Origin of the sequence: Microbacterium marinilacus (assembly GCF_019753765.1) — a bacterium.
In the GTDB taxonomy this organism is placed as follows: Bacteria; Actinomycetota; Actinomycetes; order Actinomycetales; family Microbacteriaceae; genus Microbacterium; species Microbacterium marinilacus.
Genome location: NZ_JAIJZW010000007.1, coordinates 108,231 through 124,920, shown reverse-complemented (window position 1 = coordinate 124,920; position 16,690 = coordinate 108,231). Strand labels below are relative to the sequence as shown.

The 16,690-nt window shown below is 71.2% G+C and carries 15 protein-coding genes; 8 read left to right on the top strand and 7 right to left on the bottom strand.

Features of this window, described 5'->3' with window-relative positions; genetic code table 11:
- Nucleotides 1-28: 28 nt before the first annotated feature.
- Together K5S26_RS12700 and ulaA are read right to left on the bottom strand one after the other, a co-directional pair.
- Entirely contained in the window at nucleotides 29-727 is a 699-nt protein-coding gene (locus K5S26_RS12700) for a sugar isomerase domain-containing protein (protein WP_221858714.1), read from the bottom strand.
- Entirely contained in the window at nucleotides 724-2,577 is a 1,854-nt protein-coding gene (ulaA, locus tag K5S26_RS12695; protein ID WP_221858712.1) for a PTS ascorbate transporter subunit IIC, read from the bottom strand. Before ulaA ends, K5S26_RS12700 begins: the two co-directional genes overlap by 4 nt.
- A gap of 165 nt (nucleotides 2,578-2,742) precedes the next feature.
- On the opposite strand from ulaA, the gene K5S26_RS12690 reads away from it, so the two are divergent.
- The 3 genes from K5S26_RS12690 (at nucleotide 2,743) to K5S26_RS12680 (ending at nucleotide 5,803) form a co-directional block, all read left to right on the top strand.
- Nucleotides 2,743-3,498, top strand: a complete 756-nt coding sequence (locus tag K5S26_RS12690) for a GntR family transcriptional regulator (RefSeq protein WP_221858710.1) — start codon at nucleotides 2,743-2,745, stop codon at nucleotides 3,496-3,498.
- 92 nt (nucleotides 3,499-3,590) lie between these two features.
- Nucleotides 3,591-4,355, top strand: coding sequence for a polysaccharide lyase family protein (locus K5S26_RS12685; protein ID WP_221858708.1), 765 nt, complete (start codon nucleotides 3,591-3,593; stop codon nucleotides 4,353-4,355).
- Nucleotides 4,352-5,803, top strand: coding sequence for a hypothetical protein (locus K5S26_RS12680; protein WP_221858706.1), 1,452 nt, complete (start codon nucleotides 4,352-4,354; stop codon nucleotides 5,801-5,803). The genes K5S26_RS12685 and K5S26_RS12680 overlap by 4 nt, the downstream gene beginning before the upstream one ends.
- A gap of 50 nt (nucleotides 5,804-5,853) precedes the next feature.
- Here K5S26_RS12680 and K5S26_RS12675 read toward each other — a convergent pair whose 3' ends face one another.
- The 4 genes from K5S26_RS12675 to K5S26_RS12660 are packed head-to-tail and all read right to left on the bottom strand — an operon-like array spanning nucleotide 5,854 to nucleotide 9,924.
- Nucleotides 5,854-6,606: an ABC transporter ATP-binding protein gene (locus K5S26_RS12675; protein WP_221858704.1), complete on the bottom strand. Its 753-nt coding sequence runs from the start codon at nucleotides 6,604-6,606 to the stop codon at nucleotides 5,854-5,856.
- Nucleotides 6,603-7,577 carry an ABC transporter ATP-binding protein gene (locus K5S26_RS12670; RefSeq protein WP_221858952.1) on the bottom strand — a complete coding sequence of 325 codons (975 nt, stop codon included), beginning with the start codon at nucleotides 7,575-7,577 and terminating at the stop codon, nucleotides 6,603-6,605. The genes K5S26_RS12675 and K5S26_RS12670 overlap by 4 nt, the downstream gene beginning before the upstream one ends.
- A gap of 28 nt (nucleotides 7,578-7,605) precedes the next feature.
- A complete protein-coding gene (locus K5S26_RS12665) occupies nucleotides 7,606-8,586 on the bottom strand; it encodes a branched-chain amino acid ABC transporter permease (RefSeq protein WP_221858702.1) in 981 nt (326 codons plus the stop codon).
- Nucleotides 8,587-8,595: 9 nt separating this feature from the next.
- On the bottom strand, nucleotides 8,596-9,924 hold the full coding sequence (locus tag K5S26_RS12660; RefSeq protein WP_221858700.1) for a branched-chain amino acid ABC transporter permease: 1,329 nt from the start codon (nucleotides 9,922-9,924) through the stop codon (nucleotides 8,596-8,598).
- A gap of 283 nt (nucleotides 9,925-10,207) precedes the next feature.
- Here K5S26_RS12660 and guaB point away from each other — a divergent pair, with 283 nt between their 5' ends.
- Nucleotides 10,208-11,710, top strand: a complete 1,503-nt coding sequence (gene guaB / locus K5S26_RS12655; protein ID WP_221858698.1) for an IMP dehydrogenase — start codon at nucleotides 10,208-10,210, stop codon at nucleotides 11,708-11,710.
- 16 nt (nucleotides 11,711-11,726) lie between these two features.
- Here the strand turns inward: guaB and K5S26_RS12650 are convergent, their stop codons facing one another.
- Nucleotides 11,727-12,236, bottom strand: a complete 510-nt coding sequence (locus tag K5S26_RS12650; RefSeq protein WP_221858696.1) for a hypothetical protein — start codon at nucleotides 12,234-12,236, stop codon at nucleotides 11,727-11,729.
- Nucleotides 12,237-12,340: 104 nt separating this feature from the next.
- Here K5S26_RS12650 and K5S26_RS12645 point away from each other — a divergent pair, with 104 nt between their 5' ends.
- From K5S26_RS12645 to guaA, 4 genes are all read left to right on the top strand, one after another.
- The gene (locus K5S26_RS12645; protein ID WP_221858694.1) at nucleotides 12,341-13,462 is read left to right on the top strand and encodes a GuaB3 family IMP dehydrogenase-related protein; all 1,122 of its coding nucleotides are present in this window, start codon (nucleotides 12,341-12,343) and stop codon (nucleotides 13,460-13,462) included.
- Between the two features lie 72 nt (nucleotides 13,463-13,534).
- Nucleotides 13,535-14,353, top strand: coding sequence for an SURF1 family cytochrome oxidase biogenesis protein (locus K5S26_RS12640; protein ID WP_221858950.1), 819 nt, complete (start codon nucleotides 13,535-13,537; stop codon nucleotides 14,351-14,353).
- 93 nt (nucleotides 14,354-14,446) lie between these two features.
- Complete coding sequence (locus tag K5S26_RS12635; RefSeq protein ID WP_221858692.1) at nucleotides 14,447-14,995, top strand: DUF3817 domain-containing protein; 549 nt, start codon at nucleotides 14,447-14,449, stop codon at nucleotides 14,993-14,995.
- A 35-nt stretch (nucleotides 14,996-15,030) separates the two neighbouring features.
- On the top strand, nucleotides 15,031-16,608 hold the full coding sequence (gene guaA / locus K5S26_RS12630) for a glutamine-hydrolyzing GMP synthase (RefSeq protein ID WP_308122972.1): 1,578 nt from the start codon (nucleotides 15,031-15,033) through the stop codon (nucleotides 16,606-16,608).
- Nucleotides 16,609-16,690: the final 82 nt, after the last annotated feature.

Here is a 16,690-nt window from a genome sequence, read left to right as displayed (position 1 = left end):
ATGCCGCCGGCCGAGCCGCGAGCGGAGGTCAGAGGGCGGTCACGCGATCCTCGAACCGCGCCATCAGCGCGGCATTGTGCTCGTCGTTCCCCTCGACGTTCGCGCTGCGCCAGCGGGGCAGACCGGGATCGAGATCGTGCACCTTGCGCAGGATCGTCGTCCACAGCGCCGTGTTGGCGATGCTGGACAGCGGCGACGTCACCGGCGCCTCCGGCGGCCAGCTCACGTCGCCGGGCGGCACGGCGGTGTCGACGACCACGTCGGCGAGGGACGCCACGGTGGCCGACGACCGGCGCGGGGCCGCCTCCGACGAGCGCAGCGAGGTGAACGCGACGACGGCGGCGCCGCGCTCCCGCGCGACCTCCGCGATCTCGACGGGGTACGGGTTCACGCCGCTGTTGGAGAAGATCACGACGGTGTCGTCGGGGCCGAGGCCCGCCTCCTCGGCGACGCGCCGGCCGAGGCCCGGCCGGCGCTCCGCGTCGGTCGCGAGCCGAGCGCCCGCGAACGGCAGCACATCGGGATGCCAGAGCGGGCTCACGAAGGCCAGCCCGCCCGCGCGGAAGAAGGTCTCGAGCACGGCCGCGAGCGAGTGCCCGGCCCCCGCCGGCCGCACGAGGCCGCCGCGGTGACCGCTGCGTACGATCGCCCGCGCCGCCGCGGCGGTCGCCTCGTCGTTCGCCTCGAGCACGTCCCGCACGTATGTCGCGATGTCGGTCGTCGTCACAGCCATCCCCTCTCGTCCAGCCCGGCCGCCAGGCGCTCCCGCACGTGGTCCACGTCGACGAAGTGGTCGATCTGCACGGCGACGGGGGCGATGCCTGCGATCTCCTGCAGGTACGTCGCCTGCGCGATGACGACGTCGGGCGCCTGAGAACGGGCCGAGCCCAGGTCGGCGTAGGTGACCTCCGCGGTCACGTCGAGCTGCGCGAGCGCCCGCTTCGCCGTCGTGCTGAGCACCAGGCTCGTGCCCATCCCGGCGCCGCAGACCGCGAGCACGCGGAGCACCGCGGGCCGTGCGGAGCGGTCGGACGTCGCGACGGCGGCTTCCGGCCTCGCGACGGCGACCCGCGGCTCCGCGACGGCCGCCGGGGCCGCGCGATCGGCTGTCTCCGCGGCAGCGGGGAACGGGCCGGTGGCGGGCGAGGTCTCCGGCGCCGTGGCGTCGACCGCGTCCGGCGTCGCGCCCGAGCGGCGCTGGCGGGCGCTGAGCACCGCGAGGATCGCGACGGTCACCGCGAGCACGGCGACCGCGATCACCACCGCGCCCCAGGCGCCGAGCGGCGCGAGCAGGGCGCCGAGGCCGAGGAGCAGCCACCCGACGACGTACCAGTCGGCGTCGGCGAGCGTCGCCAGCTCGGGCGCGGTCCCCGACCACAGGCCCCAGCCGATCCACTGGCCGAAGGCGAGCACGACCCCGTTGAGCGCTCCGCCGAAGACGGCGCCGCGCCAGCCGGCGGCCGCGTTGCCGAAAACGCCGCCGGCACCCCCGCCGAAGAACAGCATGATCATCGGCGGCACCAGGACGAACCAGCCGAGCCCGGCGAAGACGCCCATGAGGACGAGGAACACGGCCACCGACGACAGGAAGCCGATCATGACCGAGGTGGGCGCGCGCGTGAACGTCACCGGCAGATCGAGCGCCGGGCGTGCGCCGGGCAGCACCCGCTCCGACAGGCCCTGGAACGCCGGCACGATCTCCGAGAGGAACATCCGGACGCCGAAGAGCAGGATGGCGATGCCGGCGGCGAAGCGCAGGGCCTGCAGCAGGGCCCACACCCAGGGCAGCACCGCGGAGCCGGCCATCTGCTCGGCTACGACCTCGGGTGCGGCGAACAGGATCGCCACCAGCAGGATCGCGCCCGTCACGAACGCGGTGGAGACGTTGATGTCCTTGAAGAACGACAGCGCGCGGGGCAGCCGCAGGCGCTCGGAGTCGTGGGCGACGGGGTCGCCGAGTCGCAGCGCCTTCGCCCCGTAGCCGGCGGCGAGGGCGATCGACGAGTCGGTGTGGGCGAGCCCCACCTGGTCGTCGCCCATCACGCGGCGCATGAGCGGGCCGATCACGATCGGCTGCAGCACCCAGTACGACCCGGCGATGAGCGAGCCGACTCCCGCCAGCACCCATCGGTTCACGTCGCCGAACATCTCGACCAGGCTGGCCGCGACGACGACGCTCATCCAGTACATGAGGTGGCCGGTGAGGTACACGTAGCGGGCGGCGGGGAAGATCCGCACGAGCACGAGGTGCACGACGAAGCCGCCGGCGATGATGAGCGGCACGACCGAGCCGGCGCCGGCGCTGAACTCCGTCAGCGTCGACTCCGCGGTCGGGGGCTGCAGCCCCATCGCGCTGGAGACGATCGCCTGGAAGCTCGTCAGGCCGCCGACGAAGACCTCGACGCCGATGTTGAGGACCACCACGCCGATCGTCGCGCGGATGCCGCCCGCCACCACCTCCTCGAACGGCTTGCGCTGCAGCGCGAGGCCCACGATGGCGATCAGGCCGATGAGCACTGCCACCTGGTTGAACAGGTTGTTCGTGATCAGCTCGAGCACGTCGACGACGGCATCCATCTCGTCCTCCTCGAATGGGATCGGGTGAGCCAATGGTATAGCCCATTTCCAAGAATGGTATAGCCCATTTGTTTCGCCCGTGTGAAGATCCGTCCGCCGTCGCCGTGCCGTCCCGCGGCGGCCCGCCGTCGGGCCCCGGCGGCGACGGGGTGCGAGGATCGGTGCGTGGAGATCCCGAAGTATCAGAAGCTCGCCGACGAACTGCGCGAGAAGATCCTGACACTGCCCGTGGGGACGCCCACCGGGAGCGAGCGGCAGCTCGCCGAGGAGGTCGGCATCTCGCGCATGACGGCCCGGCGGGCTCTCGACGAGCTCGTGCGCGAGGGACTGCTGGTGCGCGAGGTCGGGCGGGGCACGTTCGTGGCGCGTCCGGTCGTGAACGTGCCGCTGCAGCTGACCAGCTTCTCGGAGGACATGCGCTCGCGCGGCTACGCGCCGTCGAGCCAGGTGCTGGAGGCGACGCGCATCGAGGCCGAGGGCGATGTCGCGGCCGCCTTCGGCGTCACGGCCGGGGAGGAGCTCATCCTGCTCTCGCGTCTGAGGCTGGCGGACGGCGCGCCGATGGCGATCGAGCGCACCCACCTCCGCGCCCGCCGCACGCCGGGCCTGCTCGAGCGCGACTTCACGTCGACGTCGCTGTACCAGGTGCTCGTCGACGACTACGGCGTGCGGTTCGACGCCGGCTCGCAGACGATCCGCGCGGGGATCGTGACGGAGGCGGACGCGGAGGTGCTGCGGGTCGATCCGGGCTCGCCCGTGCTGGAGCTCGTGCGGACCACGATCTCGGACGGCGAGGTCATCGAGTGGACGACGTCGACGTATCCCGCATCGCGGTTCGAGCTGTCTGCGCGCATCGCACCCGCGTCGTCCGCCTCGGCGACCGCGACGGGCGCGTTCAGCGCGCTCCGGGTTCGGGACTGACCGCCGCATCCCGCGCAGGGTCTTGACGGGGAGCGCCTCTGTCCCTCTACTGGTACATACCAATTTGCTGGTATATACCAATGGAGGCCCCCATGACCCTTCCCTGCACACCCGCGCCCGTCGCGTCCCGCACCCTTCGTCCGCGCCGTCGCGCCCCGCTCGCCGTGACCGCCGGTGCCGCCGCGCTCGCCCTGGTGCTCGCCGCCGCCCCCGCCCGCGCGGACGTGATCTGGCAGGGGGGCTCCGCCGACGGCGCCGGCGTCTTCGGCACCATCGAGTGCGACGACCCCGGCGTCCTGTCCGTCGTCGACGGCGCCTTCCGGTTCCAGAAGTCGGTCGGCACCTACCGCTGCGAGGCGCGCGGCGTGCGCGCCGATGGAGAGCGCCTGGCGTTCGCCGAGGACGAGACCTACTGGCTCGGCTGGACGCAGAGCCTCGAGCTGGTGCCCGACGCCACGCAGGGCGACTGGGTCGCGTGGCAGTGGAAGTCGTACCCCAACGCCGACCAGAACTACCCCCTGCTCCTGCGTGTGCAGAGCGGCGAGCTGCGCCTCACGTACGTCGCGCCCGGCGAGGTGTGGACCACCATCTGGTCCGCCCCGGTGAGCGAGCTCGACGAGCACCGCGTCGCGATCGGGATCCACACGTCCGCCACCGAGGCGGACGGATGGGTGGAGCTGTACTACGACGGCGAGCGGCAGACGTTCGCCGACGGGTCCACGCGTTACGCGGGCCGCACCTGGGACTCGGCGAACGAGCCCAAGTGGGGCGCGTACGACCGCGACAACACGGCGTTCGAGATCGCCAACCGCGTGAGCGACCTCGTGATCGGGACGACGAAGGAGGACGTGCTGTGAGCGGCTCCCGCACCTCCCGTACCTCCCGCACGCTCCGCCGGTGGCTCGCCGCCCCCGCCGTCGCCGTCGTCGCCGGAGGCGGACTGCTCGCGGTGGCACCCGCCGAGGCGCACGTCGTCGAGACCGGCCGCGGTCACCACGGCGGCGATCGTCCGGGCTGGCGGCTCGTGGCCGACGAGGACTTCTCCCGCCCGTTCACCACGGCCGGCGCCGAATGGATCCTCGACGAGAACGGCGTCGACGACCGATGGACGATCGACGCGCTCGACGACGACGGCGAGGCGTGGCGGGCCATCAGCGACCCGGCCTTCAGCGACGCGCTCGAGACGTTCGACGTCTATCGCCAGCAGGTGCGTCTGGGCGAGGACGGCTGGCTCACGGCGGAGCTCGCGTCCGTCGACGCCGATCTGGACGGAGAGCCGGATTCGGAGCCGACGCTGTCGACCGTCCGGATGGACGGCAGCCGCGAGAGGGCGCTGCTGATCGACGAGCCGCAGTGGAACTCCGGCGCGATCCTCCGGCCGACCGACGCGCTCCCCGCCGAGTACCGGGTGGAGGTGACGCTGCGCTCGCTCGACTTCGGCGGCAAGAGCACCGGCAGCTTCCTGGACGGCGACCGCTACAACGGCTACGACGCCGACCGCGAGTGCATGACGGGCTATCCCTGGACCTTCCGCGGCGCGCTCGCCGACACGTCGCGGTGCGAGTACGGCGACGTGCGCGCCGAGAACGGCTTCTACTACCTGGCCATCCTCGACCACGCCAACCCGGCGCCGCACGGCAACCCGGGCATCCACCACCGCCGCAAGGTCATCATGGACGGCTACTACGCGGATGTCGTCGGCCAGTACGGCGACTACGCGACCTGCGACCCGGCCACCGGAGAGCTGTTCAGCTCCGCGGACTCGAACTACGTCGGGCTGAATGCCATCTTCATCCGCGGCGACAGCTTCATGTCCGGCCAGAACAACATCGGCAACCACTACCAGTTCGAGACGGCGTGCGGATCGGCCGACAGCATCGACCGGTTCGGCGACGAGGACCAGTACTCGCGCATCCTCACCTCCGCCGAGCTGCAGCCCGAGCTGATGCCGGAGCAGAGCTACACGTTCGCGGTCGAGCGCCGCGACGGCGCCTACACGATCGAGTACAGCGGTCCGTTCGAGCACATCGGCCAGGCGACCTTCCGCTTCACGCGGGAGTTCGTCGAGGACGGCATCCCGATCTGGCACTACAACCAGACGGCGGCGGAGTACGACGGCGCGTTCGACCAGGACCTCACCCTGACGGGCGCCGCCGGCGCCTACACGCTCGAGAGCGTCTGGCCGGAGGGATCCGCGTACCCCGACTCGTTCATCGTCGGAGACCCGCACCTGAACTACTACGAGGGCAGCGCCACGATCGACGACGTGCGGCTGTACGTGCCCGACGACCGCGCGCGGCGCTGACGCGTACGCGAGGGGCCCGGATCCGCGGACCCGGGCCCCTCGCCCGGGTGTCAGGCGCCCAGCGTGCCGAGGTAGAGCTCGGTGACCTTCGGGTCGTTCAGCAGCTCGCGGCCGGTGCCGGTGTAGGCGTCCCGGCCCTGGTCGAGCACGTAGCCGCGATCGCAGATCTGCAGGCAGCGCCGGGCGTTCTGCTCGACCATGATGCAGGTCACGCCGGCCTTGTTGATCTCCGAGACCCGCAGGAACGCCTCGTCCTGACGCACGGGGGAGAGGCCCGCCGAGGGCTCGTCGAGCAGCAGCACCTTGGGATCCATCATGAGAGCGCGCCCCATGGCGACCATCTGGCGCTCACCGCCGGAGAGCCCGCCGGCGCGCTTCTTGATCCCGGCGCCCTTGGCGAGATCCGGGAACAGGCTCGTCACGAAGTCGACCCGCTCGGCGAAGAGCCTCGGCTTCTGGTAGGCGCCCATCTGCAGGTTCTCCTCGATCGTCAGCGAGGGGAAGACGTTGTTCGTCTGCGGGATGAACCCCACGCCCTTCGAGACGAGCCGGTCGGCCCCGAGCCCGGTGATGTCCTCGCCGGCGAGGGTGATGACGCCGCTGCGGATCTTCACCTGCCCGAAGATGGCCTTGAGCAGCGTCGACTTGCCGGCCCCGTTCGGGCCGATGATGCCGATCAGCTCGCCCTGCTGCGCGGTGAGGGTGGCGCCGTTGAGGATGTTCACCCCGGGGAGGTAGCCGGCGTGCACGTCGTCGACGAGCACCACGGGGGTCTCCTGCGCGGTCGCGGCCTGATCGCTCACTTCGTGTCCTCCTTGTCCGCCTCGGCGGTCGCCTCGGCCTCGAGGGTCGCCGCATCGACGGCTGCGGACGCCGCGGCGTCCGTGGTCGGGTCGGCCTCGACGATGGGGATCCGGCCGGTCACCACGCCCAGGTCGAGCTCCTGGTGCGCGCCGAGGTAGGCGTCGATCACCGCCGGGTCCTTCATGACCTGGTCCGGCGCGCCCTCGGCGACGACCTTGCCCTCGGCCATCACGATGACCCAGTCGGCGATGTGGCGCACCATGTGCATGTCGTGCTCGACGAACAGCACCGTCATCCCCTCGTCCTTCAGGTCGAGGATGTGGTCGAGCAGCGACTGGGTGAGCGCCGGGTTCACGCCGGCCATCGGCTCGTCGAGCATGACGAGCGTGGGGTCGGTCATCAGCGCGCGGGCCATCTCGAGCAGCTTCTTCTGGCCGCCCGACAGCCCGGCGGCGAGGTCGTCCTTCTTCGCGTCGAGCTTGAACTTCACCAGCAGCTCGTGGGCGCGCCGCTCGATGTCCTGGTCCTGGGCGCGCCAGAGCGCGGGGATGAGGCTGTGCCAGAACCTCTCGCCCGTCTGACCCGGTCGGCCGAGCTTCATGTTGTCCATGACGCTCAGGCGGCCGAGCGCCTTGGTGAGCTGGAACGTGCGGACGAGCCCCATACGGGCGACCTTGTGCGCCGGCACGTGGGCGAGGTCGGTGCCGTCGTACGACCACGTGCCGGAGTTCGGCTTGTCGAAGCCCGTCAGCAGGTTGAACAGCGTGGTCTTGCCCGCGCCGTTCGGACCGATGAGCGCGGTGATGGCGCCGCGCGGGATCTCGAGGTGCTCGACGTCGACGGCCGTCAGGCCGCCGAACGTGCGCGTGACGTTGTCGGCCACGATGATCGGGTCGAGCTTCTTCACGCCCGGCCGGGCCTCGCCGACGTGCAGTCCCGTGGTCTTCGCGCGGGGCACCGGCGCCGTCATCGGCGCCGGCTCGCTCTGAGGGGTGGCGTTATCGGACAAAGGTCAGCTCCTTCTTGTCGCCGAGGAGGCCCTGCGGCATGAAGATGACGAGCAGCATCAGCGCGACGCCCACCAGGATGAACCGCAGCGTGCCGGCCTGGACGGTCGACATGAACGGCAGCACACCGGCGGAGACCAGCGCGGGGAGGACGTTCGAGAGGAACGTCTGGATCACCCAGAACACGAGCGACCCGAGGAGCGGTCCGAAGACGGTGGCCGCCCCGCCGAGCAGCAGGGCCGTCCACACGAAGAACGTCAGCGACGTGACGTACACGCCGGGGCTCACCGCAGAGGGCAGCGCGTAGACGACGCCGCCCGCCGCCATGATGACGCCGCCGAGCACGAGCGACTGCAGCTTGTACGAGAAGACGTTCTTCCCGAGCGAGCGGATGGCGTCCTCGTCCTCGCGGATGCCCTTCATCACGCGACCCCAGGGGCTGCGGGTGAGCATCCACACGGTCAGCGCCGCGAACGCCAGGGTGAGCACGCCCATGAGCCGCACCCACCAGCCGTTCTCGTTGTACATCCATGGACCGAGGCCGTAGGTGCCGTCCGGCAGGGGGTTCATCTCGCGGAAGCTGCCGTGATAGCCGCTCAGGCCGTCGGCGGACCCGGTCACGTCGGCGAACGCCGTGGTGAGGAACAGCAGGCGCAGCACCTCCGCCGCGGCGATCGTGGCGATCGCGAGATAGTCGCCGCGCAGCCGCAGCGTCGGGATGCCGAGCACCAGCGCGAACACCGCCGCGGCGGCGAGGCCGACGATCGCGCCGAGCCACCACGGCAGACCGAAGGTGAGCACCGAGATGGCGTAGCCGTAGGCGCCGAGCGCCATGAAGCCGGCGACACCCATGTTGATCAGTCCGCCGTAGCCGAAGTGCACCGCGAGGCCGAGGGCGGCGAGCGCGTAGCCGAGCGTCGCGGGGCTGAGGATCGAGGACAGCGTGTTCTCGAAGATCTGGGACCAGTTCATGAGCGGCACCTATCCGATTCGCTCGCGGCGGCCGAGGATGCCCTGCGGCCGTACCAGGAGGATGACGATGAGGACGACCAGCGCACCCGCGAAGCGCAGGTCCGCCGGGATCCAGAGACTCGACGCCTCGACGAGGACACCGATGATGAGCGCGCCGACGAGGGCGCCGAACGCCGTGCCGAGGCCGCCGAGCGTGACCGCGGCGAACACCAGCAGCAGGATCTGCGCGCCCATGTCCCAGCGGATGCCGGGCCGGTAGTAGGCGTACAGGACTCCCGCCAGGCCGGCGAGGGCGCCCGAGATGATCCACACGACCCGCACGACGTGGTCGACGTTGATGCCCGACGCGGCCGCCAGCGACGGGTTGTCGCTGATGGCGCGCGTCGCCTTGCCGAGCCGGCTGCGCGTCAGCCAGATGGCGAACGCGACGATGACGACGATCGAGATGCCCATCGAGATCAGGTCGTTGAGCGTGGTGGTGACGGCGCCGAACAGCGGGATGCTGACGGCGGGGACCATGGCCGGGAGCTGCTGCGTGCCGCCGCCGATGAAGAACTGGTAGACGTACCGCATCGCGAGGGAGAGGCCGATCGAGAGGATCATCAGCTGCACGACCCCGGTGCCCCTGCGCCGCAGCGGGCGCCACAGCAGCAGGTCGAGCACGTAGCCGAGCACGGCGCTGAGCACGATCGTCGCGGGTATGCCCACCCAGACCGGGAGCGCGAGGCTCGCGGGGCCGACCAGGAACAGGGCGATCACCGCGCCGAAGGTCACCATCTCGGCGTGCGCGAAGTTCGAGATGCCGGTCGTGCCGAACACGAGCGACAGCCCGACGGCGGCGAGCCCCAGCATGAGCCCGAAGTTGATGCCCTGGAAGACGCGCTGGACGAGCTGGTCGAAGAAGCTCGTCACGTTGCGCTCGGCCTGCCCGATGAAGAAGTTGACCGCCGCGATGCCGCCGGGGCCGACCACGACCTCCTTCACGTTGGGGGTCTCGTCCTCGCCCGACTCGTCGACCACCGCGATGCCGTCAGGCAGGGACGACTCGTCGAGCGTCACGACGTACGAGGCCTCGTTGTCCGGCACGTCGACGCTCCAGCGGCCGTCGCCGTCGGTGACGACCTCCTGCACGCCGCCGGGCCCGTCGACCGAGAGCTCGACGCCCTCGAGCGGTGTGCCCTCGTTCCTGACGTTTCCGCTGATCGTGTACGGGTCGCCCTCCGCGGCGTGCGCTGCAGTCGGCAGCAGCACGGCCGCGAAGAGGGCGGCGAGAAACGTCGCGAGAGCGACGATCGCACCGTTTCGGGTACGCCTCGAGGAGGCGATTCTGGGGTTCATTGATCCTCCGGTCCAGGGGCGACGGGTGGGGATGCATCGCACCGGGCTGGTCGAACGGTTCGTTCAAACGTAAGACCCTAATGTGTCCTGAACATTTCCTGAGAGCATGAGGTGCGTGTCGGAGGGCAATCTGCGCAGCCGGATCGACCCTGATCCGTGCGATCTGCCCTCCGGAATATCTCCAGCCTCTCGCGCCTTAGAATCCGTATACGGGGGAGGATGACACACCCGGGTCCTCCCGCGATACGAGTGCATCCATCTCGCATCGGCAGGAGAAGCGGCAATGACTGATTACGATCCGTTCGGATTCGTCGGACTCACCTACGACGACGTGCTGCTCCTGCCAGGGCATACGGACGTGATCCCGAGCGAGGCCGACACGTCGTCGCGCCTGACGCGGAACATCCGCGTCGCCGCTCCTCTGCTCTCGAGCGCCATGGACACCGTGACGGAGTCGCGGATGGCGATCGCCATGGCCCGACAGGGCGGCATCGGCATCCTGCACCGCAACCTGTCGATCGCCGACCAGGCCGCGGCCGTCGACCGGGTCAAGCGCAGCGAGTCGGGCATGATCACGGACCCCATCACGACGTCGCCGGACGCGACGATCGAGGAGGTCGACGGGCTCTGCCGCAAGTACCGCATCTCCGGCCTGCCCGTCGTCGACGAGGCGGGCCGTCTCGTCGGCATCGTCACGAACCGCGACATGCGCTTCGTCTCCGACTTCGAGCGCACCACGACGCTCGCGAAGGACGTCATGACGGCCGAGGGTCTCGTGACGGGGCGCCCGGGCATCTCGCCCGAGGAGGTCGTCGCGCTGTTCGCGCAGCACCGCGTCGAGAAGCTACCGCTCGTCGACGACGAGGGCAAGCTCGTGGGCCTCATCACGATCAAGGACTTCGACAAGAGCGAGAAGTACCCGAACGCCACGAAGGACTCCCAGGGACGCCTGCGCGTCGGCGCCGCGATCGGCTTCTTCGGCGACGCGTGGGAGCGCGCCGAGGCGCTTCGCGACAAGGGCGTGGACGTCATCGTCGTCGACACGGCCAACGGCCAGTCGCAGGGCGTGATCGACATCGTCAAGCGCCTGAAGGCCGACCCGACGTTCGAGCACATCGACGTCGTCGGCGGCAACATCGCCACCCGCGAGGGCGCCCAGGCGCTGATCGACGCCGGCGTCGACGCCGTCAAGGTCGGGGTCGGCCCCGGCTCCATCTGCACCACGCGCGTGGTGGCGGGCGTCGGCGTGCCGCAGATCACCGCGATCTACGAGGCGTCCCTCGCCGCGCGTCCCGCGGGCGTCCCGGTGATCGCCGACGGCGGCCTGCAGTACTCGGGCGACATCGCCAAGGCCCTCGTCGCCGGCGCGGACACGGTCATGCTCGGGTCGCTCCTGGCCGGCACGGAGGAGTCGCCCGGCGACATCGTGTTCCAGGGCGGCAAGCAGTTCAAGACCTACCGCGGCATGGGCTCGCTCGGGGCCATGCAGACCCGCGGCAAGCAGACGTCCTACTCGAAGGACCGCTACTTCCAGGCCGACGTGCCCAGCGACGACAAGCTGATCCCCGAGGGCATCGAGGGACAGGTCGCGTACCGCGGGCCGCTCTCGGCCGTCGTCTACCAGCTCGTCGGCGGCCTGCGGCAGTCGATGTTCTACGTGGGCGCGCGCTCGATCGAGGAGTTGAAGGCGCGCGGCAAGTTCGTGCGCATCACCTCGGCCGGGCTGAAGGAGTCGCACCCCCACGACGTCCAGATCGTGGTCGAGGCGCCGAACTACAAGCGCTGACCCGCCGGCGTCCCGGTCAACGGGTGGGGGAGTCGCCGCCCGGGCGGTGGCGGGCGAGCGCGTCCTCCACCTTCAGCAGGGCGCCCGCCGCTGTGCGCTGGTCGATGAGCCCCTCCAGGGCGTGGGCCGTCGCCTCGACGCGGTCGGCGTGCCACACGACCTGCACGACCGCGGAGTTCATGCCGAGCGCGCCGGCGCCGATCAGCCCGACGATCGCGTCGTCGTCGTCCGAGCTCGCCGGCAGCGGCTGCAGGATCCCGCGCACGTCGGCGGCCGCCGCCCCCGTGCGCGGCACGTCGTAGGTACGGGTCAGGCCCGTCACCCTGGTGAACAGGCGTGCGCCGAGGCGGCCGCCGATCCGGCCCCCGCTCGCGCCGCCCGCCGCGCCGGCGCGGCCACCGGCCGCCCCGCCCCCGACGGCGCCGCCGGTCGCCCCCATCTCGGCGTTGCGCTCGATGAGGATGTGCCGCACCTCGTCGTCCGCGAGCACGGGCGACGGGTGATCTCGGTGCGCTCGTTCTGTCACGCCAGCATCCTGCCACCGCTCCCGGGCGCGGCGGCCCCGCCGGGCCGGGGGCCGGCGGGGCGGCGCCCGGGGAGCGTCCGCACCGGCCCGGGTAGGCTGGGACGGTGACGACGGAGATCGAGCTGGGCCGCGGCAAGCGGGCACGACGGGCGTACGCGTTCGACGACATCGCGGTGGTGCCGTCGCGGCGCACCCGCAACCCCGAGGACGTCACGACCGACTGGTCGATCGACGCGTTCCACTTCGACATCCCCGTCATGGGGGCGCCGATGGACTCGGTGGTGAGCCCGAAGACGGCGATCATGCTGGGCGAGCTCGGCGGACTGGGCGTGCTCGACCTCGAGGGCCTGTGGACGCGCTACGAGGACCCGGAGCCCCTGCTCGCGGAGATCTCGTCGCTGCCGGACGAGGTCGCCACCAGCCGCATGCAGCAGCTCTACGCCGCCCCGATCAAGCCCGAGCTGGTCACGGCGCGCATCAACGAGATCCGTGCCGCGGGCATCACCGTCGCCGGATCGCTGACGCCGCAGCGCACGCAGGAGCTGTACGAGACCGTCGTCGCCGCGGGCGTCGACCTGTTCGTGATCCGCGGCACCACCGTCTCGGCCGAGCACGTCTCGAGCGTCGCCGAGCCCCTCAACCTCAAGAAGTTCATCTACGACCTCGACGTGCCGGTCATCGTCGGCGGCGCGGCCACCTACACCGCCGCGCTGCACCTGATGCGCACCGGCGCGGCCGGCGTGCTCGTCGGCTTCGGCGGCGGCGCCGCGTCGACCACGCGCGCCACCCTCGGCGTCCACGCCCCGATGGCGACCGCCGTCTCGGACGTCGCCGGGGCCCGCCGCGACTACCTCGACGAGTCGGGCGGACGCTACGTGCACGTGATCGCCGACGGCGGCGTGGGCACGTCCGGCGACCTCGTCAAGGCGCTCGCGATGGGCGCCGACGCGGTGATGCTGGGCGTGGCGCTGGCACGGGCGACGGACGCTCCCGGCCGCGGCTTCCACTGGGGACCCGAGGCGCACCACCCGAAGCTGCCGCGCGGCCGCCGCGTCAAGGTGCCCCAGGTCGGCACGCTCGAAGAGGTGCTGTACGGCCCCGCCCCCGTGGCCGACGGCACCGCGAACCTGATCGGCGCGCTGCGCAAGTCGATGGCCACCACCGGCTACTCCGACCTCAAGGAGTTCCAGCGCGTGGACGTCGTGGTCGCGCCGTACGAGCGCTGAGTGTCCGAGCGGTCAGTGTCCCAGCCCCTCGCCGAGGCCCCGCCGGCCTTCCCGCCCACGCTGCGGGAGGTCATGCTGCGGCCGCGCTGGATCGCGCTGCTGCTGTTCGCCCTGCTGGTCGCAGGGGTGTTCGCCTGGCTGGGGCAGTGGCAGCTCTCGAGCGCGATCGACACCGACCCGGTGCCCGAGGGAGCGACCGAGGAGGTGCGCCCGATCGAGGACGTCGTCGTCCCGGGCGCCTACCTCGAGGAGCCGCTCGTGGGCCAGCGCGTGGACGTCGGCGGGCGCTGGGTGCCGGGTGACTTCGTGGTCGTCTCGTCGCGCTTCAACGACGACGTCGAGGGCTACTGGGTGACCGGCCAGCTGCGCGTCGACGCCGATGAGCCGACGGCGCTCGCCGTGGCCATCGGATGGGCGCCGACGCGCGAGCGCGCCGACGCTGCGGCCGCCGCACTCGACGAGGCCGCGACCGAGGCGTCGCTGACACGGGAGGCGCACCAGCCGATCCCGCTGACCGGGCGCATCATCTCGGACGAGGGGCCGGCGATGCCGCCGCCCGAGGCCGACCCGCTCGAGCAGACGCGCATGTCGCCCGCCGCGCTGCTGAGCCGCTGGCACGAGCCCGACGGCTCCCCGGTCGCAGCCGTCGAGGTCTACCGCCCGTACCTGACGTCGTCCGACCCGACCGCGGGCCTCGTCGACGCGGGCCTCGAGGAGATCTCCTCGCCGGCGCCGGAGATCGGCAGCCCGGTCAACTGGCTGAACATCTTCTACGCCGTGGAGTGGGCGATCTTCGCCGGCTTCGCGTTCTACCTCTGGTACCGCCTCGCCAAGGACGCCTGGCAGCGCGAGGTCGAGGAGATCGAGGGCGTGGATCCCGACGAGGTCTGACCCGCCGCGCCCCGGCGCCGCGCCCGTCCCGCGCCCCCGCCGAGATCCCCGTCGCGGATCGGACGCACAGCAGCCGCCGATAGACTGGACCCCATGCCGCAGCCGAAGCTCGCCACCTTCCCGCAGATCCGGGGGGCGCTGCGGTTCTACCAGATCTGCTCGGTCATCACCGGCGTCGGGCTGCTGCTGCTCGTGGCCGAGATGATCCTGAAGTACACGCCGCTGCACGTCGAGCTGTTCCTCGGCGGCTCGGGCGGCTTCCTCTGGTTCGCCCCGGCGATCGTCGGACCGGACTGCCTGTGGTGGTCCATGTTCGCGCCGATGACGAACGACTGCGAGATCATCTCGACCGGCGACGGCTTCAACGTGTCGCTCGCCATCCTCGTGGTGCACGGCTGGTTCTACGTCGTGTACCTGTTCGCCTGCTTCCGCGTGTGGAGCCTGATGCGCTGGCGGTTCCCGCGCTTCCTGGCCCTCGCCGGCGGCGGCGTCGTCCCGTTCCTCTCCTTCTTCATGGAGATCCGCGTCGCCCGCGACGTGAAGCGCTACCTCGCCGAGCGCGAGGCCGCGGCTGCCGCGCGCGCCGCGGAGAAGCGCGCCGCAGCCACCTCATCCACCGACGATCTGGAGGTCGCTCCGTGAGCGATGCCACCCCCGTGCCGCCCGAGGCGGCGAGCGTGACGGACGACACCGTCCAGCGCCCCGTGCTCGTCGTCGACTTCGGCGCCCAGTACGCGCAGCTGATCGCGCGCCGCGTGCGCGAGGCGGGCGTGTTCAGCGAGCTGATCCCGCACACCGCGACGGCCGAGGAGATCGCGTCCCACGACCCGGTCGCCATCATCCTCTCCGGCGGTCCCTCGTCCGTGTACGAGCCGGGCGCGCCGACGCTCGACCCCAAGGTGTTCGACCTCGGGGTCCCGACCCTCGGCATCTGCTACGGCTTCCAGGTGATGGCGCAGGCGCTCGGCGGCGAGGTCGCCAACACGGGCCTGCGCGAGTACGGCGCGACAGACGCCGCGCTCGTCGGCGACGGCGGGGTGCTCCTGGAGGGGCAGCCCGCGTCGCAGAACGTGTGGATGAGCCACGGCGACCAGGTGTCGAAGGCCCCCGAGGGCTTCCAGGTGCTCGCCTCCACCGCGGCGACGCCGGTGGCGGCGTTCGGCAGCGCCGAGCGGTGCTTCTACGGCGTGCAGTGGCACCCCGAGGTGAAGCACAGCGACTTCGGCCAGAAGGTGCTCGAGAACTTCCTGCACAAGGCCGCGGGGCTTCCCGCGGACTGGAACGCCGGCAACGTGATCGCCGAGCAGGTCGAGCGCATCCGCGCGCAGATCGGCGACGCGCGCGTCATCTCGGCGTTGTCCGGCGGCGTCGACTCGGCCGTCTCGACGGCTCTCGTGCACAAGGCCGTCGGCGATCAGCTGACCGCCGTGTTCGTCGACCACGGCCTGCTGCGCAAGGGCGAGCGCGAGCAGGTCGAGAAGGACTACGTCGAGTCGACCGGTGTGCGCCTGATCACGGTCGACGCCGTGGACACGTTCCTAGGCCACCTCGAGGGCGTCACCGACCCCGAGCAGAAGCGCAAGATCATCGGCCGCGAGTTCATCCGCGCGTTCGAGAAGGTGCAGCTCGACCTGATCGCGGAGGCCCGCGAGTCGGGCGAGAAGGTCAGGTTCCTCGTGCAGGGGACGCTGTATCCCGATGTCGTCGAGTCGGGCGGCGGAGCGGGCACGGCCAACATCAAGAGCCACCACAACGTGGGCGGCCTACCCGAGGATCTCGACTTCGAGCTCGTCGAGCCGCTGCGCACGCTGTTCAAGGACGAGGTGCGGGCGATCGGGCGAGAGCTCGGCATCCCGGAGGCGATCGTCGGTCGCCAGCCGTTCCCCGGTCCCGGCCTCGGCATCCGCATCATCGGGGAGGTCACCCGAGACCGCCTCGAGATCCTGCGCGACGCCGACGCGATCGCTCGCGAGGAGCTGACGGCCGCCGGCCTGGACGGCGACATCTGGCAGTGCCCGGTCGTGCTGCTGGCCGACGTCCGCTCCGTGGGCGTCCAGGGCGACGGCCGCACGTACGGCCACCCGATCGTGCTGCGCCCGGTGTCGAGCGAGGACGCCATGACGGCCGACTGGACGCGTCTGCCGTACGACGTGCTCTCGAAGATCTCGAACCGCATCACGAACGAGGTGCGCGACGTGAACCGCGTGGTGCTCGACGTCACGAGCAAGCCGCCGGGGACGATCGAGTGGGAGTGATCCCCAGACGCGAGAGGCCGCCCGTCGGGGCGGCCTCTCGCGGCCTCCGGGTGCCGCCGCCTCGTCTGGAAAAACCCAACGC

Excerpts from the sequence above, each read along its gene's own strand:
- K5S26_RS12635 (WP_221858692.1), top strand. The coding sequence starts at position 14,447 with ATGCCGCAGCCGAAGCTCGCCACCTTCCCGCAGATCCGGGGGGCGCTG.
- K5S26_RS12665 (WP_221858702.1), bottom strand. The coding sequence starts at position 8,586 with ATGAACTGGTCCCAGATCTTCGAGAACACGCTGTCCTCGATCCTCAGC.
- K5S26_RS12685 (WP_221858708.1), top strand. The coding sequence starts at position 3,591 with ATGACCCTTCCCTGCACACCCGCGCCCGTCGCGTCCCGCACCCTTCGT.
- K5S26_RS12640 (WP_221858950.1), top strand. The coding sequence starts at position 13,535 with ATGCTGCGGCCGCGCTGGATCGCGCTGCTGCTGTTCGCCCTGCTGGTC.
- K5S26_RS12660 (WP_221858700.1), bottom strand. The coding sequence starts at position 9,924 with ATGAACCCCAGAATCGCCTCCTCGAGGCGTACCCGAAACGGTGCGATC.
- guaB (WP_221858698.1), top strand. The coding sequence starts at position 10,208 with ATGACTGATTACGATCCGTTCGGATTCGTCGGACTCACCTACGACGAC.
- ulaA (WP_221858712.1), bottom strand. The coding sequence starts at position 2,577 with ATGGATGCCGTCGTCGACGTGCTCGAGCTGATCACGAACAACCTGTTC.
- K5S26_RS12670 (WP_221858952.1), bottom strand. The coding sequence starts at position 7,577 with ATGACGGCGCCGGTGCCCCGCGCGAAGACCACGGGACTGCACGTCGGC.